This window comes from Paenarthrobacter sp. CCNWLY172, from assembly GCF_037402035.1.
Classification (GTDB): domain Bacteria; phylum Actinomycetota; class Actinomycetes; order Actinomycetales; family Micrococcaceae; genus Arthrobacter.
Map to the genome: position 1 here is coordinate 1 of NZ_JBBEGB010000020.1, position 25,781 is coordinate 25,781.

Here is a 25,781-nt window from a genome sequence, read left to right on the forward strand (position 1 = left end):
ACCCCAGCCGAGCGCCTACGTGATTTACTACTAACCACCTAACCAACAGGTGTTGCAACGACTCCTAGAAACCGCCATGTGGTCGACCCGCCGTCGTTGAATTCTGTTGCAGTTGCCGGCTAGTTCACCGGACCGGTGAACTTTTCGCCGGGGCCCTTGCCTGGAGCATCGGGAATCAGCGATGCCTCGCGGAAGGCCAATTGCAGAGAGCGAAGCCCATCGCGCAACGGTCCGGCGTGCTGTGAGCCGATCTCCGGGGCGGCTGCGGAAACGAGGCCGGCAAGGGCTGTGATCAGCTTGCGGGCTTCGTCGAGATCCTTGAGGTCCTCGGCGTTGGGGTCATCCGCCAGGCCAACTTTCACGGCAGCTGCGCTCATCAGGTGAACGGCGCCAGTGGTGATGACTTCTACGGCCGGGACTTCAGCGATGTCGCGGATCTGCTGGGAAACCCCGGCATCAGCGGCAGGCGAAGCCGCGTTTTCGCTGTAGGAGTTGCGGGAATTGCTGTCTTCAGTGCTCATACTGGTAAGCTTGTCACAGACCGACTGGAAGTCGTTATTCACGGCCAACATCAGCAGTAATGCTCCCGCCACGTGCAATGTGCGCTTGGCGGGTTGTTTCTGTAGAATTGTCTTTCAGTTTGCAAGCGGAGTTCTCTCCCACCCGCGTCAGCCGTTCCCATCAGGGACATGATCCCTTTCGGGACAAGAGGTTGCCGGGTACCTGGTCGGACACGTGGGCGGCACAGCCACCCATAGTGCGTACTTCCCGCAAGGGGAGTGCAGCCGATCTTCGAGGCCTTCGATTGCACCAGCAATTGGGGGCCTTCTCTATTTGCCGGTGATATCACCACAACCACAGGAGCTTTAACATTAGCGAGCCAAGAATCAATGAGCGTATCCGCGTCCCCGAGGTGCGGTTGGTCGGCCCTGCCGGCGAACAGGTAGGAATTGTCCGCATCGAGGACGCCCTGCGTCTTGCTGCCGAATCCGATCTCGATCTCGTTGAAGTTGCCCCGCAGGCTAAGCCTCCTGTTTGCAAGTTGATGGACTTCGGCAAGTACAAGTACGAGGCTGCAGTCAAGGCACGCGAAGCCCGCAAGAACCAGACCAACACGGTTCTGAAGGAAATTCGCTTCCGCCTCAAGATCGACAAGCACGACTACGAAACCAAGCGCGGCCACGCACTTCGCTTCCTCGGTGCCGGTGACAAGGTCAAGGCCATGATCCAGTTCCGCGGTCGTGAGCAGCAGCGTCCGGAGATGGGCATCCGCCTGCTCCAGAAGTTTGCCGAGGATGTTGCCGAGGTTGGCATCGTTGAGTCCAGCCCGCGCATTGATGGCCGCAACATGGTCATGGTGATCGGTCCGTTGAAGAACAAGGCTGAAGCGAAGGCAGAAGCCCGCCGTGCAGCCCAGCGTGCAGAAGCCAAGGCCCAGAATGAGGCCAAGGCGTCGGGACACGTGGACACCACTGGTGACCAGGCTCCGCTGACGCAGACCTTGGGTGACCTTCTTCCGGCCGGCCTGCTGGCTGGCAAAGACGAGACCACGCAGGAAACTGTGGAGGCTCCCGAGGCTGAAGCAGCCGTTGCCGAAGAGGCACCGGTTGTTGAAGAGGCCCCGGCAGTTGAAGAGGCAGTGGCAGTCGAGGAAGCTCCTGTTGCAGAGGAAGCTCCGGCGCCTGTTGTCGAAGAAGCACCCGTAGTCAAGGAAGCCCCGGCTCCCAAGGCTGAACCGGCCAAGGCAGCACCTGTAAAGGCTGCACCGGTTGAAAAGGCTCCGGCAGCTAATGCTGCCCCGGCCGAAACACCGAAGCCTGTGGTTCCGGCCGCTCCGAAGCCCGCGGTTCCTGCGGCTCCGAAGCCCATGGCCAAGCCGGCAGCTCCTAAGCCGGCAGCTCGGCCCGCGGCCCCCAAAGCCGCGCCGAAGCCTGCTTCACGCAAGACCAACTAACTAGTTCAACGCCGCGGAGGCTCCGCCTCCACCGGCAAGCAACCAGCATGCCGGCCCTCGCAGGCCGGCTGCGCGAAAGAATCGCGGATTCGTCCGTGGATACGTAAGGAGATCGGTTCCCATGCCGAAGATGAAGACCCACAGCGGTGCTAAGAAGCGCTTCAAGCTGACCGGTACCGGCAAGCTGAAGCGTCAGCAGGCCAACCGCCGTCACTACCTGGAGCACAAGTCCTCCAGGCTGACCCGTCGCCTCGCCGGCGACAAGCTCGTCTTCAAGGGCGATGCCAAGGTCATCAAGAAGATGCTCGGCGTCTAAGTTCCAAGTTCTTTGGTTGCTGCCATCCGGCAGTTGCCGACTACACCAAAAGCCTTCTCAGGCCGGCCGGGTTTCCGGCAGTAGCAGCTTGGGATAAAGATTTCTGAAGGAGTACGCACGTGGCACGTGTGAAGCGGGCGGTAAACGCCCACAAGAAGCGCCGGGTTGTCCTCGAACGCGCCAAGGGTTACCGCGGTCAGCGTTCGCGCCTGTACCGCAAGGCCAAAGAGCAGCTGCTGCACTCGTTTGTGTACAGCTACGGTGACCGCCGTAAGAAGAAGGGTGACTTCCGTCGCCTCTGGATCCAGCGCATCAACGCTGCATCCCGCGCCAACGGCCTCACCTACAACCGTCTCATCCAGGGCCTGAAGGCCGCTGAGGTTGAGGTTGACCGCCGCATGCTGGCCGAACTGGCTGTCTCTGACGCCAACGCTTTCGCCGCTCTGGTGAACGTTGCCAAGGCTGCACTTCCGGCTGACACGTCGGCTCCGGCTGCCAAGGCCGTAGCTGCTCCGAAGGCTGCAAAGGTTGCTCCGGCTGCCGCCACGGCAACGGCTGTCAAGGCTGTCGTCTCCGAGAAGCCCGCCATCGATGGCGCAGTTGCCGCTGATGGCGACGAGGCTCCGGAAGGCTACGCCATCAAGGGCAACGCCGAGTCCAAGAAGTACCACGTTCCGGGTTCCACCTGGTACAACACCACCGCTGCTGAATACTGGTTCTCCACAGTTGAAGCTGCAAAGGCTGCCGGCTTTGAGCCTGCAGGTGGCGAAGCACGCCAGCAGATCAAGAACTAGTCGCAACAGCCACTAAAGTTCTTTATATGAACGAAACCGGGCGCCCGCAAGACTTTTCGATGACCAACCCCCGAGCTGATCGGGTGAGGGATGTCGCCAAGCTTGCCGGGCGCCCGGCGCGTTTAAAACGCGGACGCTTCCTCGCGGAGGGTCCGCAGGCGGTACGCGAGGCGTTGAGCCTCCACCGTGAGCGCACCGCGGCGGGAGGTCCCGCCGTCGTGCATGAAGTTTTTGCCAGCGAAGCGTGCCTGGACCGTCTTCCGGAACTGGCAGACCTCGCGCAGGGAACGCCGCTCCGGCTTGCAAGCGACGAAGTCCTGGCCGCGATGGCGGACACGGTGAATCCGCAAGGAATCGTGGCCGTGTGCAGTTTTGTTGACGTCAGCTTGGAATCAGTGCTCGACGCCGGCCCGCGCCTGATCGCTGTTATGTGCCAGGTGCGGGACCCCGGCAACGCCGGCACGGTCCTTCGTGCAGCTGATGCGGCCGGTGCTGATGCCGTGATCCTGACGGGCTCGAGCGTGGACATCTACAATCCCAAGGCTGTCCGATCCACGGCCGGTTCCCTGTTCCACCTCCCAGTGGTGCTTGGAGCCGAGGTTGAGGATCTGGTGGAGCGCTGCAGGGAGCGCGGTATCGGCGTCCTTGCCGCGGACGGCTACGGGACCGTGAACCTGGACAAGCTCCAGGACGAAAATGCTGCCCGGAGGTTGGGGAATGATTCTGTAGCCTCTGTGTACGCTCTTGAGGCGCCTACGGCGTGGCTGTTCGGCAATGAGGCGCAGGGTTTGTCAGACGCCGAGCTGTCGCTCGCTGACCACCGCGTGGCTGTGCCCGTCTACGGATCGGCTGAGAGTTTGAATCTGGGCACAGCGGCCACTGTGTGCCTTTACGCCAGTGCACGCTCCCAGCAGGGCGCCACAACGCAGGCGCTGTACGAGGCCTGGGAATAGTTCCAGCGCCCGCACGGCATCGAGGGATTAGCTGGCAAGCGGTCGTTTGCGTTCCAGCAGGCCGCTGAGCAGGGCTACGCCCAGGCCCAGGATGGCCAGTACCGCCCCCACAAGGGCGGGCGCCACGTAGCCCCAGCCCCACGCGATTACGGTGCCGCCCAGGAAGGCTCCGAGGGCATTGGCGATATTCAGGGCCGAGTGGTTCAGCGAGGACGCCAGGGACGCGGCTCCCGGGGCAGCGTCCAGCAGGCGTGTCTGCAATGCCGGAGTCAGCATCGAACCGACGCCTCCCACAACGAACGCCATGATGAACGCTGCCCAGGCCCAGTGCGCTGCGATGGCGTAGACCACCAAGGCCACGGCGATTCCCGGCATTACCCAGTAGATGGTGCCCATGACGGATTTGTCGGCGATTCGCCCGCCCACGATGTTGCCCACCACCATGCCGAGGCCGTAGAGGGCCACGACAGCTGGAATGAGGCTCTCGGGGATTCCTGCCACAGATGTCATGGTGTGGGCGATGTAAGTGTAGACGGCGAAGAACCCGCCGAAGCCGATGATGCCGATGAGCAGGGCCAGCCACACCTGCAGGCGCTTGAGGGCGCCAAGTTCACGACGGATGCTGGCATCGGGGTGGGCTGCTTCGAAGGGGACGAACTTCCACACCATGGCAACGGTCACCAGTCCGATGGCACCAACAATGATGAAGAGCAGCCGCCAGCCAAAGGTTTGTCCCACCCAGGTGGCCAAGGGCACGCCGATGACGTTGGAAACTGTGAGGCCGGCCATCACCATGGAGATTGCCCACCCGCGCTTGGTTGGTGCAACGAGCCCGGCGGCGATGACGGCGGCCACGCCGAAGAAGGCTCCGTGCGGAAGGCCCGAGGCGAAGCGGGAGAGCAGCATGAAGCCGTAGTCCGGTGCGATGAAGGATGTCAGGTTCGCCAATGAAAGGAAGAGCATGAGTCCCAAGGCGAGGTGCTTCTTGGGGAGCTTGGCCCCGAATGCGGCGAAGATCGGTGCGCCGATGACCACGCCAAGGGCGTAGGCCGAAATCAGGTTTCCTGCCTCAGGTGTGCTGATGCCGAGTCCCTCCTCCACTTCCTTCAGGAGGCCCATCATGGCGAACTCGGTAGTACCTATGGCGAACCCGCCCATGGCCAAGGCCAGGATGGCCAGGCCAAGGTGGCGCCTTGTTGCTTTAGCGTCGGTGGACGGGGACACAGTGGTAGTCATAAGCCTGTTTCTTGAGGGTGCCTTGTGGGCTGGGGAATGCGGAGAAAATCCGATAACAAGTTTAGTCCCGTGGCTTGTCGTTGACGCAGGAATGTGACGATGCCCATCAAGTGGCCGCCCCTAGACTGGGGGAGTGACTGCACTGATAAATGTTGTTGGCGCTGCGATCGTCGACTCCCTTGAAGTACCCACCCGCCTTCTTGCTGCGCGCCGCTCAGCACCACCGCAGTTTGCCGGTATGTGGGAATTTCCGGGGGGCAAGGTGGAGGCCGGCGAGACTGCAGAGGCCGCCCTGCATCGGGAACTGGCCGAGGAGCTTGGCATTGAGGTTCAGCTGGGACACGAGTTGGAGTCAGGTCAACCCGAAGGGTGGGTCCTCAACGATCGGGCCGCAATGCGGGTCTGGTTTGCGGAACTGACAGCTGGCGAGCCCGCTCCGCTGGAAGACCACGATGAACTGCGGTGGGTTTCGCTGAGGGGCGGTATTGAAGCTCTGAGCCTTCCTTGGATCCCGGCGGACTTCCTCATTGTCCGGGCTCTGCTTGACCGCGTAGTCGCACCTGCATAACAGGGCCGGCTCAGAAGAGCGGCTGCTGTCCTGGGAGTGTGCCTGCGCCCACCTCAGGGGCGGCGGACCCCTGCGCCGGGCGGGCGTTGCGGTGGCTGAATCCTGAAGTCCGGGTGTAGCCGTACTTCGCTTTGAAATGGGTGATCCGGCCGGTCAGCCAGGTGCTGTATTCCTTGGAAACGTAAGAGCCTTGGCCGTAGAGGCGGCGGTACTTGCCGACGAGTCCGGGGTGCTGGGCCGCCAGCCACTGCATATACCACTCCCGCGTTCCTGGCTTCAGGTAGAGGGCTCCGGCGGTGACGCCCGTGGCGCCGGCTTTGGCCAGTTCGCTGAACAACGAATCGAGGGCTTCGTCCGAGTCGGTCAGCCACGGCAGGATGGGCATCGCCATGACGCCGCAACCCAGTCCAGCATCCCGGAGCCGGGAAATCAGTTTCAGCCGTGCCCTGGGGGAGGGGGTACCGGGTTCCACCAGCTCGGCGAGATCTTCATTGGTCATGGCGAGCGAGATTCCGAGGTCCACGGGCACCATGGTGGCAGCGTGCTTAAGCAGTGGGATGTCCCGGGCCAGCAGGGTGCCCTTGGTCAGGATGGAGAAGGGTGTGCCCGAGTCCGCCAGCGCACGGATGATTCCGGGCATCAGGGCGTAACGGCCTTCGGCGCGTTGGTAGGGGTCGGTGTTGGTCCCCAAGGCCACTTGATGCCTTTTCCAGGAGGGTTTTGTGAGTTCCCTCCGGAGGACTTCGGCGGCGTTGATCTTCACCACCACCTGGGAATCGAAGTCACGCCCGGCGTCGAACTCCAAATAGGTATGGCTCTTGCGGGCAAAGCAGTAGACGCACGCGTGGCTGCAGCCGCGGTAAGGGTTCACCGTCCATTCGAACGGCATGGCAGAGCCCGAAGGCACCTTGTTGAGCACTGACTTTGCGGTGACCTCATGAAAGGTGACTCCGGAGAATTCGGGTGTTGAGATGGAACGCACCAGCCCGGCCAGCGGCAGCAACGCATCCATGGCCGGGGCAGGGCCTGGAACTGGAGAGCCGCCGTCGTCGGACGCCGGTCCACGCTTGGGTGACAGTGCTTGTGCGTCCCATCTCATGAACTCCATTCGAAGGTATGTTCGAATGAATGTCAAGGACCCTCGAGGTGAATTAAGGAAAGCCGAGGGTCAAGCGTTGCTAAGGTTGGCCCATGATTCTGCTGACTGGCTTCGAACCGTTTGGCCGGGACGATGTCAATCCTTCCTGGCATGCGGTGCGCCGCGCACGGGACATTCTGCGGGCTGAAGGCCTGGATGTCGAAGCCCGGGAGCTGCCGTGCGTCTTTGGTGACTCTGCCGCAGCACTCAGCGAGGCAATGGCCACCACTAAGCCGGACCTTGTGATCTGTGTGGGATTGGCCGGCGGACGTGCACGGATATCCTTGGAACGGGTGGCCATCAACTGCGATGACGCACGGATCCCCGATAACAAGGGCCAGAAGCCTGTGGACGAGGAAGTAGTCCCCGGTGGCCCGGCAGCGTACTTCTCTACCCTGCCCATTAAGGCCGCGTTGCGGGACCTCCAGATTGCTGGAATCAAGGGCGAGGTTTCGCAGTCGGCAGGAACCTACGTCTGCAACCACCTTTTCTACGCGTTGATGCATTTGCTCGCATCGACCCCAACCATCCGTGGCGGTTTCGTGCACATCCCTTATCTCCCGGAACAGGTGTCCCCGGAAAGCGGTACCCCGTCCATGCCCTTGGAATCCATGGCGGAGGGTCTTGCCGTCGTGGTACGGACGGCCCTACAGACGCAGGTGGACGCTGCCTTGGGTGCCGGCGCCATCCACTAGAGAAGCTCCCATTCCACAGTGACGCTGGCGGTGACGGAGGACTCTCCGGCTTCAACGGGCAGGGATTCAGCGGAAAAAGATGCCCTGACCATCCCGCCCAGGGGAATGGGTGCGCCATGGACGGGCTCTTGGGCAATGGATTTCACCTGCCCCAGCCGGGCAGAAGCCAGCGATGCGTACTGTTGGGCACGTGCCAGTGCGTCCAGCCAAGCCGCTTCCTGCGCCTGTGCGGTCACCGAGGTTGCATCGGCGAAGCCTTGCTCGATCCCATTGATCCTGATGTCGTCGCCACCGGCCGCCACTGCCGCGGCGATGGCTTCCGGTGCATCCGCGTGTGAGCGAATTCCCACCTGCAGCGTGGTGGACGCCACATACGCTGTGACCTTCTGGCCTTGGCCTTCCACCCACACCAGCTCGGCCCGAAGGTTCAGGCCGCTGGTCCGCAGGTCGACGTCCGTGACGCCGGCCTCCCGCAAACTGGCCGCGACAGCGCCGGCCGCCTTCCCGGCGTCGTCGTAGGCCTTGGCGGCAGTGTCCCGGCGTGTTTCCACGCCAAGCGTCAACGTGACCAGGTCCGGGACTGCTGTGGCGCTCGCATTCCCCGTTACGGTGATGGTTCGCTTCATGCTTATGCCTCGATTCGATGGCCGGCAGGTCCGTCCGGCCGGTTGTGGTGGTCGATGTAGCCGCCCGCCGCGAGGCCAGCCTGGCGCTCGAAGAAGTTACTCGAGCCCGGATTCCCGCTGCGCAGCATGGACCACGCGGCGGCGACGCCGTAGAGGGCAAGGAACGGAAGTCCCAGGCAGTAGGCGTACTGAGTGCTGTGCCGCTCCTCATGTCCCAAGAGCACGGGGTTCGTTCCGGCAACGCCATGGGGCGCCCGGTACAGGATCACGTTCCCCAGCGTGAATGCTCCGGCGTGGGGGAGTTTCCAGCCATACCCGGCTGCTATCAGGAGGCCGCGTGGCCCGCGGGTCAAGGTGCTTCGGGACGCAGCGGCTACCGCGAGTCCCAGTGGTGTAGACAGGTTTGCGACGTTGGCGATCTGCCGCAGGCGTTGCGCGGGAGTCATGAAGCAATGCTAGACCCGTCGCGTATGGCACGGCATGAGCGGCAGGGATACGCTGTTCGAGCACTCATCGGTGCAGGGGAATGAATGGGGGAAGAAACGCGATGAACATTAAACGCGCCGTGGGCGTGGTGGGTGTCCTGCTTGCAGTCATGGTGGCTTTGACCGGCTGCGTCAAGCTGAACATGTCCGTCAAGGTGAACAACGAGAAAAGCGTGGACTACGAGGTTGTTTACGCGATCCAGAAGTCGGTACTGGGCGATAAGTCCTTTGAAGAATTCATGGAGTCAAACGGCAGCGGCAGTGGCAGCCAGGAGATGGACATCCCGGAGGGTGCCACCGTGGTGGACTACGAGGACGAAAAGTACAAGGGCAAGCGGATCACAGCCGCCAACCTTGACCCTGCGAAGCTCGCCGAGTCGTCCAGCTCCGAAAATCCTTTCGAACTCAAGAAGGAGGGTGACTTCTATGTCCTCTCCATGGGCGGCGTGACCGGGATGGACAGCAGCGATCCCCAAGCCTCCAGCATGGCCAAGTCAATGTTTGACGAAGCCACGGTCAAGTTCACGTTCCCCGGCAAGGTCGTCGAAGCAACAGGTGCGACCGTGGACGGCAACACTGCCACCTTCGACATGCTGACCATCAAAGAGACTGCGGTCCAGGCCAAGGCCGAAGCCAACGCCGGCGTTCCGATGTGGATCATCTGGATCCTGGTTGCCGTTCTGGTGATCGCCGCTGGGTTGGTTCTCCTGTTCCTGCTGCTGCGCAGGAAGTCCGCGCAGCAAACGCCAGCGCTCGCAGGGGCTGCGCCGTACGGCCAGCCGGGTTACGCTCCCCAGCAGGACGCCTACCCCCGGCAGCCAACGCAGTCACCTCAAGCGGACTGGGCAGGGCAGGGTTACACTCCTGGGGCGCCGCCGGCTCAGACCGTGCCGCCTGCCCAGGTCCCGCAGCCGCCTGCCCAGCAGTTCCCGACGCAGCAGCAGCCTGCGACGCCACCCGTCCAACGGAACGACGACGGCCAGTCGCCACCGCCGCCCATGGCACCGCCCGCTTAGGGCGGCGAGGAACTCCTGGCGATTTCCGCCGTCGTGCCGTTCATATGGCGGGACGCGTCTTGGTGGGTTAAATCCAGTCCATGACGTTCAACTAGACTGAAGGGTAGTGCCTGCCGTCCGCGGCGAGCACTGCCCTTTCGTTTTGCAGGCCTGCCTTGCCGGCCGCTCCCGACTCGTAGCTAAGAACAGTAGATGACTGACACTTTGCCAGGCGCTGCCATCCCGAATCCGCTGGATGAAGCCGCCATCACCGCCGCCGTCGAGGATGCCATCGCCGCAATTGCGGCTGCTTCCTCCCTTGATGAACTCAAGGCTGTCCGCCTCGCCCACACCGGCGAGAAGTCGCCACTGAGCCTCGCCAACCGTGAAATCGGTGGGCTCGCCAAGGAGCACAAGGCCGCCGCCGGCAAGCTCATGGGGTCCTCCCGCGGCCGCGTCAACCAGGCGCTCGCTGCCCGGACCGAGGTTCTCGAAGCCGAGAACGACGCCCGTATCCTGGTCGAAGAAACAGTGGATGTGACGGCCGCTCCGCGTCGTCGCCGGGCAGGTGCACGTCACCCGCTGTCCACGCTTCAGGACCGCGTCTCAGACATCTTCGTCGGCATGGGCTGGGAGATTGCCGAAGGCCCAGAGGTGGAGTCCGAGTGGTTCAACTTCGATGCGCTGAACTTCAAGCCGGACCACCCCGCCCGCGAAATGCAGGACACGTTCTTCGTGGAACCGCCCGAAGCTCACCTGCTCATGCGCACCCACACGTCTCCTGTCCAGGTACGTTCCATGCTGGAACGCGAAGTTCCCATCTACGTTCTGTGCCCGGGCAAGGTGTTCCGCACCGATGAACTGGACGCTACGCACACGCCTGTGTTCCACCAGTTCGAGGGTCTCGCGATCGACAAGAACCTGAGCATGGCGGACCTGCGCGGCACGTTGGAGCACTTCGCCCGCCAGATGTTCGGTGACGAAGCCTCCATCCGCCTGCGCCCCAACTACTTCCCGTTCACGGAGCCTTCCGCGGAACTGGACATCTGGCACCCGGGTGCCAAGGGCGGTCCGCGCTGGATCGAGTGGGGTGGCTGCGGCATGGTCAACCCCAACGTCCTCCGTGCAGCGGGCATCGATCCGGACATCTATTCAGGTTTTGCCTTCGGCATGGGCATTGAGCGCACGCTCATGTTCCGCAACGAGGTCGGCGATATGCGCGACATGATCGAAGGCGACGTACGTTTCAGCGAGCACTTCGGGATGGAGATCTAACAGTGCGTATCCCACTTTCCTGGCTGCGTGAATTCGCGCAGGTTCCGGCCGATGCAACGGCCGAAGATGTCATGGCGGACCTGGTCAAGGTCGGCTTTGAAGAAGAAGAAGTCCACCGCCCCACGGACGAGCTCTCCGGGCCCATCGTCGTGGGCCAGGTCTTGAGCCTGGTCAAGGAGCCGCAGTCCAACGGCAAGACGATCAACTGGTGCCAGGTCCGCGTCGTTCCTGAAGGACAGGAACAGACGCTCAAAGGTGAGGGCATTGACCCTTCCGGAGTGCAGGGAATTATTTGCGGTGCCCACAACTTTGTTGAGGGCGACAAGGTCGTAGTTACCCTTCCCGGAGCTGTTCTGCCAGGAAACTTCAAGATCTCAGCCCGCAAGACCTACGGTCACCTGTCCGCGGGCATGATCGCTTCCGTCCGGGAACTGGGCATCGGCGACGACCACGACGGCATCCTGGTCCTCTCCCGCATCGGCCTCGATCCGGAAATCGGCACGGACGCCATGGAACTCCTTGGCCTCTATGACCAGGCTGCCGAAATCAACGTGACCCCTGACCGCGGCTACGCGTTCTCGATCCGGGGTGTCGCCCGCGAGTACGCGCACGCCACGGGAACCTCGTTCGTGGATCCCGCGTCCAAGGTGAGCGCGCCGGCAACCCTGCAGGGTGGCTACGGCGTCAAGCTCAACGATGACGCCCCGATTTACGGCAAGCCAGGCTGCGACCGCTTCGTGGCCCGCACCGTCCGTGGCGTTGACCCATCACGTCCCACACCGCCGTGGATGTCCGCGCGCCTTCGTCTGGCCGGCGTTCGTTCCATCTCGCTGCCGGTTGATATCTCCAACTACGTCATGCTTGAGCTGGGACAGCCCAACCACTGCTACGACCTCGACAAGCTCGCGGGCGACATCGTGGTGCGTCGTGCAGTGGCGGGGGAGAAGATCACCACCCTCGATGACAAGGAGCGCACGCTCGACGTCGAGGACTTGTTGATCACCGATGACTCGGGTGCCATTGGCATCGCCGGCGTGATGGGAGGAGCCCACACTGAGGTGTCGGATTCCACCACCAACATCCTGGTGGAAGCCGCGCACTTCGACGAAGTGTCGATTGCCCGCTCCCGTCGTCGCCACAAGCTGCCCTCCGAAGCCTCCAAGCGCTTCGAGCGCGGCGTTGACTGGCACGTAGCGAATATTGCTGCCCAGCGCGTGGTTGACCTCTTGGTTGAGCTTGCCGGTGGTACGGCAGATGAGGCGGGGACCGACGTCGGAACCGCCCCTGATGCGGTCACCATCGAACTTCCGGCAGGGTTCGCCTCGGCCCGTATCGGCATCGACTTCACCGAAGAGCAGATCATCACGTCCCTTGAGGACCTTGGCGCTGTGGTTGAAAAAACTGCCGCCGGTTACAGGGTCACGGCTCCCAGCTGGCGCAATGACCTCGAAACCAAGGAAGACCTGTCCGAGGAAATCGCGCGCCTTGTCGGCTACGACAACATCCCCTCGACTCTTCCGGTGGCGCCTCCAGGCCGTGGCCTGAGCCGCAGCCAGCAGCAGAAGCGCCGGGTCGTCCAGGCCTTGGCTGATGCGGGGCTTACTGAGGTGTTGTCCTACCCGTTCGTGTCCAAGGCAGCCAACGACACCTTTGGCGTTGCTGCTGAAGGCGGTGCGCGTCCGGCGCTCAAGCTCGCCAACCCGATCAGTGAGGAACAGGGCTACCTGCGGACGTCCATCCTGCCGGGCCTGATCGAGGTTGCCCGCCGGAACCACTCACGCGGCTTCCGTGACCTGGCTGTGTACGAGGCGGGTTCGGTCTTCCTGCCCGGTGACAAGCTCGGCACGGATTCCATCCCGCCGTTGGGCGTCAAGCCTTCCGATGAGGTTCTGGATGCGCTGTACGACGGCGTCCCGCCCCAGCCGCTGCACGTCGCAGCTGTCTTGACGGGCCATGATTCTCCGGCTGCCGCTACCCACACACCGCGCGTCTGGGACTGGGCGGACGCTGTTGACGTGGCACGCCTCATTGCAGATGTTTTGGGTGTCGAGCTGGTCGTCAGCCAGGGCAGCCACCAGGCATTCCACCCCGGCCGTGCAGCTCAACTGGCGCTGCGCAATGGCGACGTCGTGGGCTACGCAGGAGAGTTGCACCCCAAGCTCCTGGCGGCTCAGGACATGCCAGCACGCTCCGTGGCTCTGGAGGTCAACGTGGAAGCGTTGTTCGAAGCCGCTGCTGACGTGATTGTGGCCAAGCACATCTCCGGATTCCCCGTCGCCACGCAGGACGTCGCCTTGGTGGTTCCGCAGGATGTGGCGGCAGACCTGGTCCTCTCCGCGCTGCGTGAAGGCGCCGGAGAACTCCTCGAAGACGTGGCGCTGTTCGACGTCTACGCGGGTCCCGGCATCGAGGAGGGCAAGAAATCGCTGGCTTTCGGCTTGCGTTTCCGTGCGGACGACCGCACGCTGACGGCGGATGAGGCTTCGGAGGCCCGAGCGGCTGCCGTTGCCGTTGCGGCCGAGCGCTTCGGAGCAGTCCAGCGCTAGCACTCCCTGTATCGAGTGAATCCCCGGGACTTGATGGTTCCGGGGATTTTCTTTTATTGAGATCGAGCTCCCAGCATCTTGACAGACTATTCATGCATGTATGACAGTTTTGTCATGCACATGTGAAGCATGTGTATCACATCCCTCGCACGGCTCTTCTCTGAGCCGTCCCTTGAAAGGTACCCATGAAGAAGCAGAACGTTGCTTTGCTTGTCGGAGCTGCAGTGATGGCTCTGACGTCCTCGCTTGGTGGAGCCGCAACCGCGTCAGAGTCGACGCCGCAGGCAGCCGCCGCCGAGGTCCAACCTGTATCGCACACGGTAGACCCTTCGCAGACGTCCGGTTCCGCTGCATCGCCACTGGCTGACAAATACACGATTGCCGCACCGTCGAAGAACGGAGGGGCCTCCACCGACTCAGTGATCGGCGCTGACGGCCGTGTCCGCATCACCAACACCACAGCTGCGCCCAACCGCTCGATCGTTCAGATCGAGTTCAACGGCGGCTACATCTGCTCCGGTGCCTTGATTTCCGACGACACCGTTCTGACCGCAGGGCACTGCGTCCACGAAGGCGGCACTGGGTCAACGGCTGATTACTCCTGGGGCGTAAAAGTGGCTCCTGGTCGGAATGGATCAACCGATCCTTACGGTACGTGTGGCGCAACGCAGCTCTTGACGGACCAGCGCTGGATCGACTCTGCCAATACCAATGCTGATTGGGGCGTCATCAAGCTCGACTGCACCATCGGCAACACCACCGGCTGGCTCAATTACACCGGCACCACCGCAAGTCTGAATGGCACCAATGTGACCGTTCGGGGCTACCCCGGAGACAAGGCCTTCGGAACCATGTGGTCCATGACCGGTCCCATTGAGAGCACCACCACTGAGAAGGTCTACTACAAGATGGACACGTTCGGCGGCCAGAGCGGTGCGCCCGTGTACAACAGCTCCAACACCATCATGGCCATCCACACCAACGGCGGCAGCTCCAACTCGGGCACCCGCATCACGCCCACACTGGCGAACTACCTGACGTCGGTAAAGTAGCGCAGTTGAGTTAAGCCACACACAGTGTTCCCCGCGGCGTAATTGTGGCTGCGGGGAACACTTGCTTTGGCGAAAAGGAGCCCGCCACACAAGCTGCAGTTTGCAGGGGCCATAGCTACAAAGGGGGTGGGTAGATTTAGGTGCAAATCTCCTCATTTATGAGCACTTGCGTCTGTGCACGGACCACATCGGAAGGGCTGGAGTGCGGACAACCTCCAGAACGAAAGGAACGTAGGGGTCTAAGCACGCCGCGGTCGGCTACATACAGGCTCGTGAGACGCTCCGTAGCTTATAGCTGAGGGACGCAACCTGTGGTGCACACGTACTGCTCCGCGACACGACGGGCGAGGCGCGCTGGTTTGGCCCGAGAAAAGCCTTCACAGGTAAGAGGCCACTTCTCCATTCAGCGCCTGTCAGGATGGTCTAACACCTGTCGTACGGAACCCGATTTGGGCATAGACGCGGGGCGATGGCAGAGTCGTTTGAAGCCTCACAGAAGGGGGAAATCCACCCATAGCTGTTGCGACATTGGGCTGGGGACTTAGCCGTGAGAGGAGGGCATGATGCAGAATCCGGTGCTTGACCTGCGGAGGCTCGATGAGACGCCCGGCGCAGGAGGCGCGCTTGAACTGCTCGGCCAGCTGGCCCTCGAGCGCGCCCTTCGCTACGCCAACCCCGCAGACCGTGAAGAGTTCATTGCAGGGCGGGTGGCCTTGCTGGACTTTGCCGCTGCGCTCCTGGAAGTGGATCCTGCTCGACTCGTTCCTGACTATCACTGTCCGCGGTGCGGCCCCGGCCAGGACCATGGTCGCCCAGGGTTCATGCTCGACGGCGGCCCCGCACCTCTGGCGCTCAGTGCATCCCGGGCGTCGGGCTGGGTACTACTGGCCGGCGTCGTGCATGCTCCCGAAGAACTACGGCTGGGAGTGGATCTTGAATCGACTGGCAAAGCAACCTTCGAAGGCTTCGACGACGTCGCACTGACCGCAACCGAGAAACGCTTCCTGTCCACCATCCCGGATCAGGAGCGAGATAGTCAGCGCGCGCGCCTGTGGGCACGCAAAGAGGCGTGGCTGAAGATGACGGGGGAGGGCCTGAGGCGCAACCCCGCAGAGCTGGATGTGCTGGACCTGCCCGGCCTGCGGGATGTCACCGGCATCCAAGAAAACCGAAAACTGCCTGACGGTTTGGTTGCCGCCCTGGCACTGGGCTAGCGCGCTGGAGGCAGCGGCGGAAGCGCAGCCTCGTAGAGCCATGGCCGGAGAATCGACGCAGCATCAAAGCCCGGAATGAACGAATCCGCAGCCTCAATGAACGCCTCCGTCGACACTGAGCCATGCCGGTTGGTGGCAGTCCAGTGCTGCAGGAAACCAAAGAAGGCCTCGTCCCCAGCTGCCATCCGCACCGCGTGAACGGCAAGGGCGCCGCGCTTGTAGACGCGGTCGTCGAACATCAGCTCAGGGCCGGGGTCTCCGACCAGCAGATCCTGGGGCGCGGCGTCGAGCCTCTTCCATGCAGCCGTTGCCCGTGCAGCAACAGTCATGGTCCTGGATTCTTCGGACCACAACCACTCCGCGTAGCAGGCGAATCCTTCATGGAGCCAGATGTCTTTCCAGCTGCTCACGGTCAGCGAGTTGCCGAACCACTGGTGGGAAAGCTCGTGGGCGATCAGGCGCTGGGCGTCCCAGGACTCGCGCATGTGGTTTCGGCCGAAGATGGAGACGGTTTGGGCTTCCAACGGGATTTCCAGTTCGTCTTCAGTGACCACCGACGTGTAGTCCGTGAACGGATACGGTCCGAAGCAATCCTCGAAGGTGCGCATCATGTCCGGCTGGCGGCGCAGGCCTTGCAGAGCATCCACCGCCATCTCGGGCGTGACTGCTACGAACTGCGGCACCCGGTGATGGGTGTCGTCATTGTGCAGGGGAACTCTGACGTACCGGCCGATCTGAACGGTGGCGAGGTAGGTGGCCATGGGTTCAGCGTGTTCATAGACCCAGGTCTCCCTGCTCGACTTGCGGGAGTGGGAGATCAGCGTGCCGTTGCACACCGGCCGGTAGTTGTCGTCTGTGGTCACGGAGATAAGGAAGCTGGACTTGTAGCGTGGATGGTCATTGCAGGGGAACCAGGAGGCCGCACCGTTGGGCTGGCCGGCCACCAGTACGCCGTCGTTCAGTTCTTCCCACCCCACATCGCCCCAAAGCCCGCGGCGGGGCTGGGGGTTCCCGTCGTAGCGGATCTCCAAGGAGAACTGCTGGCCGGGCTTAAGCGGGGAGGCCGGGTTGAGCACCAGGTGTTCGGCCCTGTGGCTGAATTTCTGGAGCTTCTTGCCATCCAGCTGGACCTTGCCGGCCCGCAGGCCCACCAGGTCGAGGACAATCTGTGCCAGGGGTTTTAACGCCGTGCACCGCAGGACCGCCTTGCCGATCAGCTTGTTGCTGCCCAACCTGACGTCGAGATCCAACTCGTACCGGTCCACACGGTAGTTGCTGCTGCCGTGGTCCAGAGCATAGGGGTCAGCTTCGGTCGTGGGGGCGGTGATTGGTACGGTCATGATCCGTCCAATCTACTTGAGGCGCGGCGCTTGTGTTGACGGACCCACCCATGGGCTCACCGGGTTGCCCATCCAATACGTTCCGGCCGGCACTGTCTCACCCCGCATAACCAACGACGCCGGACCAACAGTTCCGCCGTCGCCGATGCTGGCCGCGGGGAGGATGACGCCGTGCGGACCCATGGTGGCTCCGTTACCGAGCAGCACGGTGTCCAGGCTCATCACGCGGTCGTGGAACAGGTGCGTCTGGACAACGCAGCCACGGTTGACGGTGGAATTCTCACCGAGCGTTACCAGGTCAGCTTCGGGCAGCCAGTAGCTTTCACACCAGGTCCCACGGCCGATCTTCGCTCCGAGGCCGCGAAGCCACCACACCAAGGCGGGAGTTCCGGCGGCGGAGCGGGCAAACCACGGGGCACTCACCATTTCGATGAAGGTGTCCACTACCTCGTTGCGCCAGATGAATGAGCTCCACAAGGGGTGCTCACCCGCGCGGATGGTCCCCACCAGGGCCCACTTGGCCACGATGGAGCTCAATGCGGCCACGGCACCTGCTGCCAGCATCACGACACCACCCAGGACGGCTGCCACCCAGTAGCCCCATCCACTCGCTATCCAATCCAGAACCAGCATGACGCTGACGGCGATGGCAACTGTGAGGATGACAGGCACCAGCCGGCACAGTTCCCACAACGCCCGGGCAACCTTGAGCCTGCGGGGCGGCTGGAAGGTCCGGGTTTGGTCAGCAGCGACGGCAGTGCGGCGCAGCCTGACCGGCGGGCTGCCCAACCAGGACGTGCCGGATTTGGCTTTCGCCGGCGTGGCAGACAGAACTGCAACGAGGGAGTTCTTGGGAACGTTTCGTCCCGCAGCAGTCATGCCCGAGTTGCCCAGGAAGGAGCGCTTTCCTATTTTGGCGGGAGCAATCTTCATCCAGCCCCCACCGAGTTCGTAGGAGGCCACCATGGTGTCGTCAGCCAGGAAGGCTCCATCCCCAATGGTCGTCATTTTAGGAACCAACAGAACGGTTGAAACTTCCACGTTTTTGCCGACTTTGGCGCCCAGAAGGCGCAGCCAGATCGGTGTGAAAAGGCTTGCGTAGACCGGGAAAAGGAGGTCCCGGGCCATGTCCAGAAGGCGTTCCGTGGCCCAAACCTGCCACCCGACACGGCTGCGGACCCCGTAGTAACCCTCCTTCAAACCCACCCCGAGAAGCCGGGCAACCATCAGGATGAGCAGCAGGTTGCCGAAGAACCACACCAACGCCGCAAGAGGCAATGCCAGAGCTATTTGAGCAAGCGCAGTTTCCAGGGATTCGTGGCCCTGCATGAAAGCCAGGACAACCAAGGCCGCCGCGAACGCAGAAATGTAAGGAATAAGGGCCAGGAGCGCCGAAGCGCTGGCAAAGGCGGAGAACCAGAGCCTGTCAACCACTGGCCGCCGGGTGATCGTTTCAGGCCACTCTTGCTTCGCTTTTCCACGGCGCTCGGCGGGGGAGCCGGCTACAAGGTGCCCGGCCTTCACTTTGCCCAGTACTGCCGACCCGGCTTCGACGCGCGCACCCGCACCGATGGTGGCCCCTGGCATCAGGGTGCTTCGGGCGCCGACGACTGCGCCGGCTCCTACATGGATCTGCCCGATATGGACGGAGTCACCATCCACCCACCATCCGGAAAGGTCCACCTCGGGCTCGATGTTGGCTCCGCTTCCGAGGGACAGCAAACCGGTGACCGGGGGCAGTGAGTGCAGGTGGACATCCTTGCCGATCTTGGCTCCGAGGGCCCGTGCGTAGTAAGGGACGAACGGGGCGCTGGCCAGACCGATGGCGCCCGACAGGTCTTGTATTTGCTCGGCCAGCCACAAGCGCAGGTGGGTCTTTCCGGAACGTGGGTAAGTGCCGGGTTCGATCCTGCCAAGAAGCACCCTGGCTGCAACCACCGAGATCGTCATCCGGCCCAGGGGGCTGACGAAGACCAGCCAGGACGCTGCGATCCACCACCACGACACGACGGGTGCGGCGGTAAATCCAGCAAAGTCTGCCAGCAACCTGTTGGCGGCCATGAGGTAGGTGAGCCAACGCATCCCCACCAGGATGTGTAAGGGCACGCCCATCAGGACCTGGAAGATCTGTGACTTCAGCGCCGTGGGCCGCACGGTGCGCTCTGCAGCGGGACCCGGCGCGCCGCCGTCGGGAAGTGATTGCCGCGCTGTGTCGATCAGTGCGCCGACACGTGGCGTGGCATAGATATCCGCCACGGTGATGGTGGGATACCGGACGCGAAGGGCAGAAACGAGCTGCGCCGCAGCCAAGGATCCGCCACCATAAGCGAAGAAGTCGGCGTCCAGGGAGCCGACGGGACTTCCCAGCACGGATTCCCATTGCTCAACCACCCAACGGGCGTCATCGGGCAGGTTCAGCGGGGCGTTCCCGGCTTCGGTGGCACCGGCTCCTGCCAGCGGCCACGGCAAAGCGTGACGGTCAACTTTTCCGCTCGTCTTGGTCGGGAGCGAATCCACCACGGTCAGCAGGGGGATCAAAGCGGCCGGCAGGCTTTCGCCAAGCAGCCGGCGTGCCTCGTCCATGGACAGCTCGTAGCCGTCAACGGGGGCCAGGTAGCCCACCAGGATCTGGTTGCCGGCAGCCGTGGTCTGCACGGCCGCAGCAGCACCGGCGACGCCCGGCAAGGACTGGAGCGCAGCATCCACTTCGCCCAGTTCGATCCGGCGTCCACCCAGTTTCACCTGTTCGTCGGCGCGGCCCATGAAGATCAGACCCTCGGCTTCGAAGCGGACCAGGTCACCCGATCGATAGGCCCGGCCCCATCCCAGCGATGCCATGGGAGCGTACTTCTCGGCGTCCTTTGCGGGATCGAGGTAGCGGGCAAGCCCGACACCGCCGATGATCAATTCACCGATCTCACCTTCGGCCACCGGGACGCTCTGCGGATCGACGACGGCAAGGTCCCAGCCATCCAGTGGAAGCCCGATCCGCACGGGGCCGGGTCCGCCCAGGGGAGCGGCACAGGCAACGACCGTAGCCTCTGTGGGCCCGTAGGTGTTCCAGACTTCCCGGCCGTCCACCGCCAAGCGTTCGGCCAGTTCGGGCGGGCACGCTTCACCGCCGAAAATCAGGAGGCGGACGTTTTCGAGTGCTTCGGCAGGCCACAACGCAGCCAGGGTGGGCACGGTGGAAACCACCGTGATGCCGTGGTTGATGAGCCAAGGGCCGAGGTCCGTGCCGGTGCGAACCAACGCTCGTGGTGCCGGTACCAGGCAAGCGCCGTGGCGCCAGGCAAGCCACATTTCCTCGCAGGAAGCGTCGAAGGCGACCGAAAGGCCGGCCAACACCCGGTCCTGGGGGCCAATAGGCTCAGCTTGAAGGAAGATCCTGGCCTCGGCGTCAACAAACGCGGCCGAGGACCGGTGCTGGACGGCAACGCCCTTGGGGGTTCCTGTGGATCCGGAGGTGAAGATGATCCAGGAATCGTCGTCCAGTCCGGGGAGGGAGGGTGTGGAGATGGGTTCCCGGGCCTCGCCGGAAAGCTGGATGTCCAGGCCCGCAGCGATGATGGCACCCACCTTGGCTTCGCCGAACACCAGACGGGCGCGTTCGTCGGGGTCGTCCGCATCCACGGGAACGTAGGCAGCGCCAGCCATGAGGATTCCCAAGATGGCGATGTAGAGCTCGTTGGTGCCGGATGGGATCCGAACGCCGATTTTGTCGCCCCGGCCAAGACCTGCCGCATTGAGCCGGGCAGCGAAGGCGCGTACCGCCTTGAGAAGCTCGGTGTAGCTCAGGGACTTCTGCCCGTCATCCAGTGCCGAGGCTTCGGGGAATGACGATGCGGTTTCTGTCAGGATGTCAACGAGGGTGCGCTCGGCCGGGGCGGCGGCGCCTCCCGGCAGCTGGGGACGGTACGTGGTCATGGCAGGGATATGCCCGGCCCCCAATGGATGTTCTGTGCTCACGACGTCAGCTTTCCGCAGAAAGATGAACAAAAGGTGTCTGACGTTTCCTGCGCGTCACTTTCTGTTGCACAGCAGTTTGCCTGCGCGTCACTGGCCGTTGGGAACCGGACATGGGGGCTTAGGAAACCAGCAGGACTTTGCCGGTGGTGCGGCGGCCTTCGAGGTCCCTGTGCGCTTGGGCTGCTTCGGCCAACGGGTATGTGGCACCGACCCTGACAGTGAGGGTGCCGTTGGCGGCGGCGTCGAAAATCTCGGCTGAACGCCACCTGCGTTCCTGGGCGTTCTGCACAAAGTGCGCCATGGTGGGCCTGGTCAGCGTCAGCGAACCTGCGGCGTTCAAACGCTGGGGATCGAAGGGCGGCACCGGGCCGGAGGCCGCACCGAAGAGCACCATGGCACCCCGGATGCGCAGGCTCTTCAGGGAGTCATCGAAGGTGTCTTTGCCGACGCCGTCGTACACCACGTTGACGCCCTCGCCGTCGGTCAGTTCACGGACCCTGTCAGCGAAGCCCTCGTAACGGAGTACTTCATCAGCGCCTGCAAGCGTGGAGAGATCGGCCTTCTCATCAGAGGACACGGTGGTGATCACACGGGCTCCGCGGGCCTTCAGCAGCTGCGTCAACAGCAGACCAACGCCACCTGCGCCTGCGTGGAGCAGAACGGTGTGGCCCGGCTCTACGCGGAACGACGAGTTCATCAGGTAATGGGCAGTGATGCCCTGCAGCGGCAGGGCTGCTGCGGTGTGATCGTCGACGCCGTCAGGAACCGGAAGTGCCTTGGCCGCCTCCACCACGGCGTACTCTGCGTACGTCCTGGACCCCTCAGCCGTGGCAACCCGGTCGCCAACGGAAAATTCTGTGACACCTTCGCCTACGGACTCCACGGTGCCGGCGGCTTCGGCGCCTGGGGTGAAGGGGTATTCCACCTTGTAGGTGCCGCTGCGTTGGTAGGTCTCAATGAAATTGACCCCGGCAGCTGCGACCTTGATCAACAGCTGGCCGGGGCCAGGTTTCGGTATTTCCACAGATGCGTATTCGAGGACCTCAGGTCCTCCGGGCTGCTGCGCAACGATGGCGTGCGTCATGGTGGCTCCTCACTCCGGGGCGGTCCTTCCGGGGCCCGGTTTCAGATTCCATCCTAGGGAAGTTGGGGCTTCCCTTGTTGAACGCCTAGAAGCGTCCGTGCGTCGAAGCCACGGGGCAATCGAAGCCGCGGCCTGCTGCCAGGCCTACGTCATTGAGGTATCTGACCACGATGCCGTAGGACTGCATCAACGTGGTTTCCGTGTAGGAAATGGAGTGCTTGGCGCAGAACTCGCGGACGATCTTTGTGGCCTTGTACAAATGGGGGCGAGCCATGTCCGGGAACAAGTGGTGCTCCACCTGGCGGTTGAGTCCACCCAGGAGGAAGTCCATGAAGAGACCACCGGAGATATTGCGCGAGGTCAGGATCTGGCGGTTGAGGAAGTCCACGCGGCTGTCCTTGGGAAGGACGGGCATGCCCTTGTGGTTCGGGGCGAACGAGGCTCCCATGTAGAAGCCGTAAACCATGATCTGGACGCCAAGGAAGGCGAACGCCATGCCGATGGGCAGGAAGGTGAAAGCCAGGACCGGGAGGGCGGCAAGCCTGGTCACGAGGATGGGCGTCTCCACCCAGCGGTGACGTACTTTCTGCTTGCCGAAGACGAAGCGAAGGGAGTCGAACTGCAGGCTCAAACCCAGGAGCGTCAGGAGCGGGAAGAAGAACCAGCCCTGCTTTTTGGTGAGGAAAGCCAGGCGGCCTTTGCGTTCGGCTGCAGCGTCCTCATAGAACACCAAGGCGTTGTTCCGGATGTCCGGGTCCTTGGAGATGACGTTGGGGTGGTTGTGGTGGGCTCCGTGCTTCTGTTCCCACCAGGAATAGCTGATGCCGGCAACTCCTGTGGCCAGGAGACGGGCTGACCAATCGTTGGCACGCCGGGAAGCGAAGATCTGCTTGTGACCTGCCTCGTGGGCAAGGAAGCTCAGTTGCGTGCACAGGATGCCTACGGCTGCAGCGATCAAAAGCTGGTACCAGGAATCGCCGATCAGTGCGAAGCCGAGCCAGGTGCCGGCCATAAGGAGTGCCAGGGCCACGAAGACCCAGATGTAGAAGCCGCTACGGCGTTCCAGGAGTCCGGCTGCCTTGACGCTCTTGAGAAGCTCCGAGTAGCTCTGGACGACGGGATTTGGTTGAATTGCGCGAGCTTTGGGGCGCTCAGCGGTGGACGTGGGTGACATAAATGTGCCCCGTATCGCTAACGGGCAACGCTGCAGCCGACGTTCGGACTGCACGGTCTGGATCACCCTTCACTAAGCATACGTCCAATCCCCAAAATAATGAGACTGCTCACAACTGCATGCATAAATATCGGACAGCATGAATATTCTTGCTGTACAGTGGAGTCATGACTATTTCTGTTGCCGTCTCCGGTGCCAGCGGCTACGCCGGAGGAGAAGTGCTGCGCCTGCTGGCAGGCCATCCGAACGTCACCATCGGTGCCATCACCGCACACAGCAACGCCGGTTCCAGACTAGGGGAGTTGCAGCCGCATCTCCATGGTTTGGCCAGCAGGATTCTGGAAGACACCACGGTGGAGAACCTGTCCGGCCACGACGTAGTGTTCCTGGCGTTGCCGCACGGTGCTTCGGCCGAGATCGCTGCTCAGTTGCCGGAGGGGACCGTAGTGATCGACGCCGGCGCGGACCACCGCTTGCAGGACGCCGCGGCATGGGAAAAGTTCTACGGATCTGCGCACGCAGGAACATGGCCTTATGGACTGCCTGAACTGCCCGGTCAGCGTGAAGCCCTCAAGGGCGCCACCCGCATCGCAGTGCCTGGTTGCTACCCGACGTCGGCGTTGCTCGCCCTGACACCCGGGTTCGCCAACAATCTCCTCCTGACGGACGACGTCGTGATTGTTGCGGCATCCGGTACCTCCGGTGCCGGCAAGGCGGCCAAGGTGAATTTGATCGGTGCCGAAGTCATGGGTTCCATGAGCCCCTACGGCGTGGGTGGCGGACATCGCCACACGCCGGAGATCGAACAGGGACTCTCCAATGCGGCCGGTGAACCGGTATCGGTCTCCTTCACGCCCACGTTGGTTCCCATGAGCCGGGGCATCCTGACAACGGCCACCGCTAAGGCACAGCACGGCGTGACGGAAGCTGAACTGCGCCAGGCCTGGGCAGATGCCTACGACGACGAACCGTTCGTGCACCTCCTTCCCGAAGGCCAATGGCCCACCACGAAGTCAGTGCAGGGTTCCAACCACGCAGTGATGCAGTTGGCATTGGACCAGCACACTGGCCGCGTGATCGTCACGTGCGCCATCGACAACCTCACCAAGGGGACCGCCGGCGGAGCCGTGCAGTCCATGAACATTGCCCTCGGCCTGGATGAAACCGCCGGCCTGAACCTGCAGGGAGTTGCACCGTGACCATTACCGCACCCAAGGGATTCCGCGCCTCCGGCGTCAAAGCCGGCATCAAGGCATCCGGGAACCCGGATCTGGCCCTGGTAGTCAATGACGGGCCGCAAAAGTCCGCAGCTGCCGTATTTACCTCCAACCGTGTAGCTGCTGCGCCGGTTCACTGGTCACGCCAGGTAGTCAGCGATGGCCGTGTGGATGCCGTCGTCTTGAACTCGGGCGGCGCCAACGCCTGCACCGGCCCGCAGGGCTTCCAGAACACGCATGCTACTGCCGAGAAAGTGGCGGATGTGCTGGGCATCTCAGCCTCCGACGTCGTAGTGTGCTCCACGGGCCTGATCGGTGAGCAGCTGCCCATGGACAAGATTCTTGCTGGTGTTGATGCGGCTTTCCGTGAATTGTCGGAAGACGGCGGTACCGCTGCCGCCACGGCCATCATGACCACTGACAGCGTGTCCAAGGAAGCCGTCTTCACCGGCACCGATGCCCAAGGCAAGCAGTTCACTGTGGGAGGCATTGCCAAGGGTGCCGGCATGTTGGCGCCCGGCCTGGCGACGATGCTGGTGGTCCTGACCACCGACGCCGAGGTTCCTGCGAATGAGCTCGACGTCGTCCTCCGTGACGCCACGCGCGTCACCTTTGACCGCGCGGACTCGGATGGCTGCATGTCTACCAACGACACCGTGGTGCTGCTGGCATCCGGCGCCTCCGAAGCTCTGCCGTCTGCCGAGCAGTTGAGCGAAGCGGTCACCATCGTCTGCGCCGAACTGGCACGCAAACTCATCGGTGATGCCGAAGGCGCCAGCCACGACATCGCGATCCGGACCTTCAACGCCGCCAGCGAACGCGACGCCGAAATCGTCAGCCGCAGTGTTGCCCGCTCCAACCTGTTCAAAGCTGCCATCTTTGGCAAGGATCCCAACTGGGGCCGCGTGCTCTCGGCTGTGGGGACCACAGATGCTGTTTTCGAGGCGGACCAGCTCAACGTCGCCATGAACGGTGTGCAGATTTGCCGCAACGGCGCTATCGGCGATGACCGCAACCTGGTGGACCTTGAGCCGCGCGAAGTCTTGGTCGAGATTGACCTGCAGGCCGGCGACGCTGAGGCGACCATCTGGACCAACGACCTCACGCACGACTACGTGCATGAGAACAGCGCCTACTCGAGCTGAGCTAA

At 62.9% G+C, this 25,781-nt stretch carries 22 protein-coding genes; 13 read left to right on the plus strand and 9 right to left on the minus strand.

Annotated features, from left to right (window positions below; all coding sequences use genetic code 11):
• Positions 1–119 precede the first annotated feature (119 nt).
• On the minus strand, positions 120–521 hold the full coding sequence (locus WBN73_RS20645) for a DUF1844 domain-containing protein (RefSeq protein ID WP_089597300.1): 402 nt from the start codon (positions 519–521) through the stop codon (positions 120–122).
• A 392-nt stretch (positions 522–913) separates the two neighbouring features.
• On the opposite strand from WBN73_RS20645, the gene infC reads away from it, so the two are divergent.
• The 4 genes from infC (at position 914) to WBN73_RS20665 (ending at position 4,017) form a co-directional block, all read left to right on the plus strand.
• Positions 914–1,954: a translation initiation factor IF-3 gene (infC, locus tag WBN73_RS20650; protein WP_443193277.1), complete on the plus strand. Its 1,041-nt coding sequence runs from the start codon at positions 914–916 to the stop codon at positions 1,952–1,954.
• A 121-nt stretch (positions 1,955–2,075) separates the two neighbouring features.
• The gene (gene rpmI, locus WBN73_RS20655; protein ID WP_011774324.1) at positions 2,076–2,270 is read left to right on the plus strand and encodes a 50S ribosomal protein L35; all 195 of its coding nucleotides are present in this window, start codon (positions 2,076–2,078) and stop codon (positions 2,268–2,270) included.
• Between the two features lie 119 nt (positions 2,271–2,389).
• The gene (gene rplT, locus WBN73_RS20660; RefSeq protein ID WP_089594417.1) at positions 2,390–3,064 is read left to right on the plus strand and encodes a 50S ribosomal protein L20, sunset domain variant; all 675 of its coding nucleotides are present in this window, start codon (positions 2,390–2,392) and stop codon (positions 3,062–3,064) included.
• Positions 3,065–3,090: 26 nt separating this feature from the next.
• The gene (locus WBN73_RS20665) at positions 3,091–4,017 is read left to right on the plus strand and encodes a TrmH family RNA methyltransferase (protein WP_207597044.1); all 927 of its coding nucleotides are present in this window, start codon (positions 3,091–3,093) and stop codon (positions 4,015–4,017) included.
• A 27-nt stretch (positions 4,018–4,044) separates the two neighbouring features.
• Here the strand turns inward: WBN73_RS20665 and WBN73_RS20670 are convergent, their stop codons facing one another.
• Positions 4,045–5,253: an MFS transporter gene (locus WBN73_RS20670; RefSeq protein WP_280627666.1), complete on the minus strand. Its 1,209-nt coding sequence runs from the start codon at positions 5,251–5,253 to the stop codon at positions 4,045–4,047.
• Positions 5,254–5,386: 133 nt separating this feature from the next.
• On the opposite strand from WBN73_RS20670, the gene WBN73_RS20675 reads away from it, so the two are divergent.
• A complete protein-coding gene (locus tag WBN73_RS20675) occupies positions 5,387–5,821 on the plus strand; it encodes a (deoxy)nucleoside triphosphate pyrophosphohydrolase (protein WP_337341196.1) in 435 nt (144 codons plus the stop codon).
• Positions 5,822–5,831: 10 nt separating this feature from the next.
• Here the strand turns inward: WBN73_RS20675 and WBN73_RS20680 are convergent, their stop codons facing one another.
• On the minus strand, positions 5,832–6,920 hold the full coding sequence (locus tag WBN73_RS20680; protein WP_337341195.1) for an Rv2578c family radical SAM protein: 1,089 nt from the start codon (positions 6,918–6,920) through the stop codon (positions 5,832–5,834).
• Between the two features lie 92 nt (positions 6,921–7,012).
• Here WBN73_RS20680 and pcp point away from each other — a divergent pair, with 92 nt between their 5' ends.
• Positions 7,013–7,654 (plus strand): pyroglutamyl-peptidase I, encoded by a 642-nt coding sequence (gene pcp, locus WBN73_RS20685; protein ID WP_337341194.1) that lies wholly within the window; start codon positions 7,013–7,015, stop codon positions 7,652–7,654.
• Here pcp and WBN73_RS20690 read toward each other — a convergent pair.
• Positions 7,651–8,280: an SIMPL domain-containing protein gene (locus WBN73_RS20690; RefSeq protein WP_280627669.1), complete on the minus strand. Its 630-nt coding sequence runs from the start codon at positions 8,278–8,280 to the stop codon at positions 7,651–7,653. The two genes, pcp and WBN73_RS20690, sit on opposite strands and share 4 nt — an antisense overlap.
• 2 nt (positions 8,281–8,282) lie before the next feature.
• A complete protein-coding gene (locus WBN73_RS20695; protein WP_337341193.1) occupies positions 8,283–8,726 on the minus strand; it encodes a hypothetical protein in 444 nt (147 codons plus the stop codon).
• 101 nt (positions 8,727–8,827) lie between these two features.
• On the opposite strand from WBN73_RS20695, the gene WBN73_RS20700 reads away from it, so the two are divergent.
• From WBN73_RS20700 to WBN73_RS20720, 5 genes are all read left to right on the plus strand, one after another.
• On the plus strand, positions 8,828–9,781 hold the full coding sequence (locus WBN73_RS20700) for an LppM family (lipo)protein (RefSeq protein ID WP_337341192.1): 954 nt from the start codon (positions 8,828–8,830) through the stop codon (positions 9,779–9,781).
• A 192-nt stretch (positions 9,782–9,973) separates the two neighbouring features.
• Positions 9,974–11,035 (plus strand): phenylalanine--tRNA ligase subunit alpha, encoded by a 1,062-nt coding sequence (gene pheS / locus WBN73_RS20705; RefSeq protein ID WP_207597052.1) that lies wholly within the window; start codon positions 9,974–9,976, stop codon positions 11,033–11,035.
• A 2-nt stretch (positions 11,036–11,037) separates the two neighbouring features.
• Positions 11,038–13,581 (plus strand): phenylalanine--tRNA ligase subunit beta, encoded by a 2,544-nt coding sequence (pheT, locus tag WBN73_RS20710; RefSeq protein ID WP_337341191.1) that lies wholly within the window; start codon positions 11,038–11,040, stop codon positions 13,579–13,581.
• A 185-nt stretch (positions 13,582–13,766) separates the two neighbouring features.
• A complete protein-coding gene (locus WBN73_RS20715) occupies positions 13,767–14,633 on the plus strand; it encodes a trypsin-like serine peptidase (RefSeq protein WP_337341190.1) in 867 nt (288 codons plus the stop codon).
• A gap of 560 nt (positions 14,634–15,193) precedes the next feature.
• Entirely contained in the window at positions 15,194–15,847 is a 654-nt protein-coding gene (locus tag WBN73_RS20720; protein ID WP_337341189.1) for a 4'-phosphopantetheinyl transferase family protein, read from the plus strand.
• Here WBN73_RS20720 and WBN73_RS20725 read toward each other — a convergent pair.
• The 4 genes from WBN73_RS20725 to WBN73_RS20740 all read right to left on the minus strand — a co-directional run bounded on the left by WBN73_RS20725 (position 15,844) and on the right by WBN73_RS20740 (position 23,414).
• Positions 15,844–17,187 (minus strand): M1 family metallopeptidase, encoded by a 1,344-nt coding sequence (locus WBN73_RS20725; RefSeq protein WP_337341188.1) that lies wholly within the window; start codon positions 17,185–17,187, stop codon positions 15,844–15,846. The genes WBN73_RS20720 and WBN73_RS20725 overlap by 4 nt on opposite strands.
• Before the next feature lie 12 nt (positions 17,188–17,199).
• A complete protein-coding gene (locus WBN73_RS20730) occupies positions 17,200–21,114 on the minus strand; it encodes a Pls/PosA family non-ribosomal peptide synthetase (RefSeq protein ID WP_337341197.1) in 3,915 nt (1,304 codons plus the stop codon).
• Between the two features lie 160 nt (positions 21,115–21,274).
• On the minus strand, positions 21,275–22,240 hold the full coding sequence (locus tag WBN73_RS20735; protein WP_337341187.1) for a quinone oxidoreductase family protein: 966 nt from the start codon (positions 22,238–22,240) through the stop codon (positions 21,275–21,277).
• Positions 22,241–22,325: 85 nt separating this feature from the next.
• Entirely contained in the window at positions 22,326–23,414 is a 1,089-nt protein-coding gene (locus WBN73_RS20740; RefSeq protein ID WP_207597061.1) for a fatty acid desaturase family protein, read from the minus strand.
• A 167-nt stretch (positions 23,415–23,581) separates the two neighbouring features.
• On the opposite strand from WBN73_RS20740, the gene argC reads away from it, so the two are divergent.
• On the plus strand, positions 23,582–24,613 hold the full coding sequence (argC, locus tag WBN73_RS20745; RefSeq protein WP_207597062.1) for an N-acetyl-gamma-glutamyl-phosphate reductase: 1,032 nt from the start codon (positions 23,582–23,584) through the stop codon (positions 24,611–24,613).
• Complete coding sequence (gene argJ, locus WBN73_RS20750) at positions 24,610–25,776, plus strand: bifunctional glutamate N-acetyltransferase/amino-acid acetyltransferase ArgJ (RefSeq protein WP_337341186.1); 1,167 nt, start codon at positions 24,610–24,612, stop codon at positions 25,774–25,776. Before argC ends, argJ begins: the two co-directional genes overlap by 4 nt.
• Positions 25,777–25,781 lie beyond the last annotated feature (5 nt).

What these genes read in the sequence shown, in the direction of transcription:
- pcp (WP_337341194.1), top strand. Translation starts at nt 7,013, where the DNA reads ATGATTCTGCTGACTGGCTTCGAACCGTTTGGCCGGGACGATGTCAAT.
- WBN73_RS20735 (WP_337341187.1), bottom strand. Translation starts at nt 22,240, where the DNA reads ATGACGCACGCCATCGTTGCGCAGCAGCCCGGAGGACCTGAGGTCCTC.
- WBN73_RS20715 (WP_337341190.1), top strand. Translation starts at nt 13,767, where the DNA reads ATGAAGAAGCAGAACGTTGCTTTGCTTGTCGGAGCTGCAGTGATGGCT.
- WBN73_RS20680 (WP_337341195.1), bottom strand. Translation starts at nt 6,920, where the DNA reads ATGAGATGGGACGCACAAGCACTGTCACCCAAGCGTGGACCGGCGTCC.
- rpmI (WP_011774324.1), top strand. Translation starts at nt 2,076, where the DNA reads ATGCCGAAGATGAAGACCCACAGCGGTGCTAAGAAGCGCTTCAAGCTG.
- WBN73_RS20730 (WP_337341197.1), bottom strand. Translation starts at nt 21,114, where the DNA reads ATGACCACGTACCGTCCCCAGCTGCCGGGAGGCGCCGCCGCCCCGGCC.
- WBN73_RS20740 (WP_207597061.1), bottom strand. Translation starts at nt 23,414, where the DNA reads ATGTCACCCACGTCCACCGCTGAGCGCCCCAAAGCTCGCGCAATTCAA.
- WBN73_RS20690 (WP_280627669.1), bottom strand. Translation starts at nt 8,280, where the DNA reads ATGAAGCGAACCATCACCGTAACGGGGAATGCGAGCGCCACAGCAGTC.
- argC (WP_207597062.1), top strand. Translation starts at nt 23,582, where the DNA reads ATGACTATTTCTGTTGCCGTCTCCGGTGCCAGCGGCTACGCCGGAGGA.
- pheS (WP_207597052.1), top strand. Translation starts at nt 9,974, where the DNA reads ATGACTGACACTTTGCCAGGCGCTGCCATCCCGAATCCGCTGGATGAA.
- WBN73_RS20725 (WP_337341188.1), bottom strand. Translation starts at nt 17,187, where the DNA reads ATGACCGTACCAATCACCGCCCCCACGACCGAAGCTGACCCCTATGCT.
- WBN73_RS20720 (WP_337341189.1), top strand. Translation starts at nt 15,194, where the DNA reads ATGATGCAGAATCCGGTGCTTGACCTGCGGAGGCTCGATGAGACGCCC.
- WBN73_RS20665 (WP_207597044.1), top strand. Translation starts at nt 3,091, where the DNA reads ATGAACGAAACCGGGCGCCCGCAAGACTTTTCGATGACCAACCCCCGA.
- WBN73_RS20670 (WP_280627666.1), bottom strand. Translation starts at nt 5,253, where the DNA reads ATGACTACCACTGTGTCCCCGTCCACCGACGCTAAAGCAACAAGGCGC.
- WBN73_RS20645 (WP_089597300.1), bottom strand. Translation starts at nt 521, where the DNA reads ATGAGCACTGAAGACAGCAATTCCCGCAACTCCTACAGCGAAAACGCG.
- WBN73_RS20700 (WP_337341192.1), top strand. Translation starts at nt 8,828, where the DNA reads ATGAACATTAAACGCGCCGTGGGCGTGGTGGGTGTCCTGCTTGCAGTC.
- WBN73_RS20695 (WP_337341193.1), bottom strand. Translation starts at nt 8,726, where the DNA reads ATGACTCCCGCGCAACGCCTGCGGCAGATCGCCAACGTCGCAAACCTG.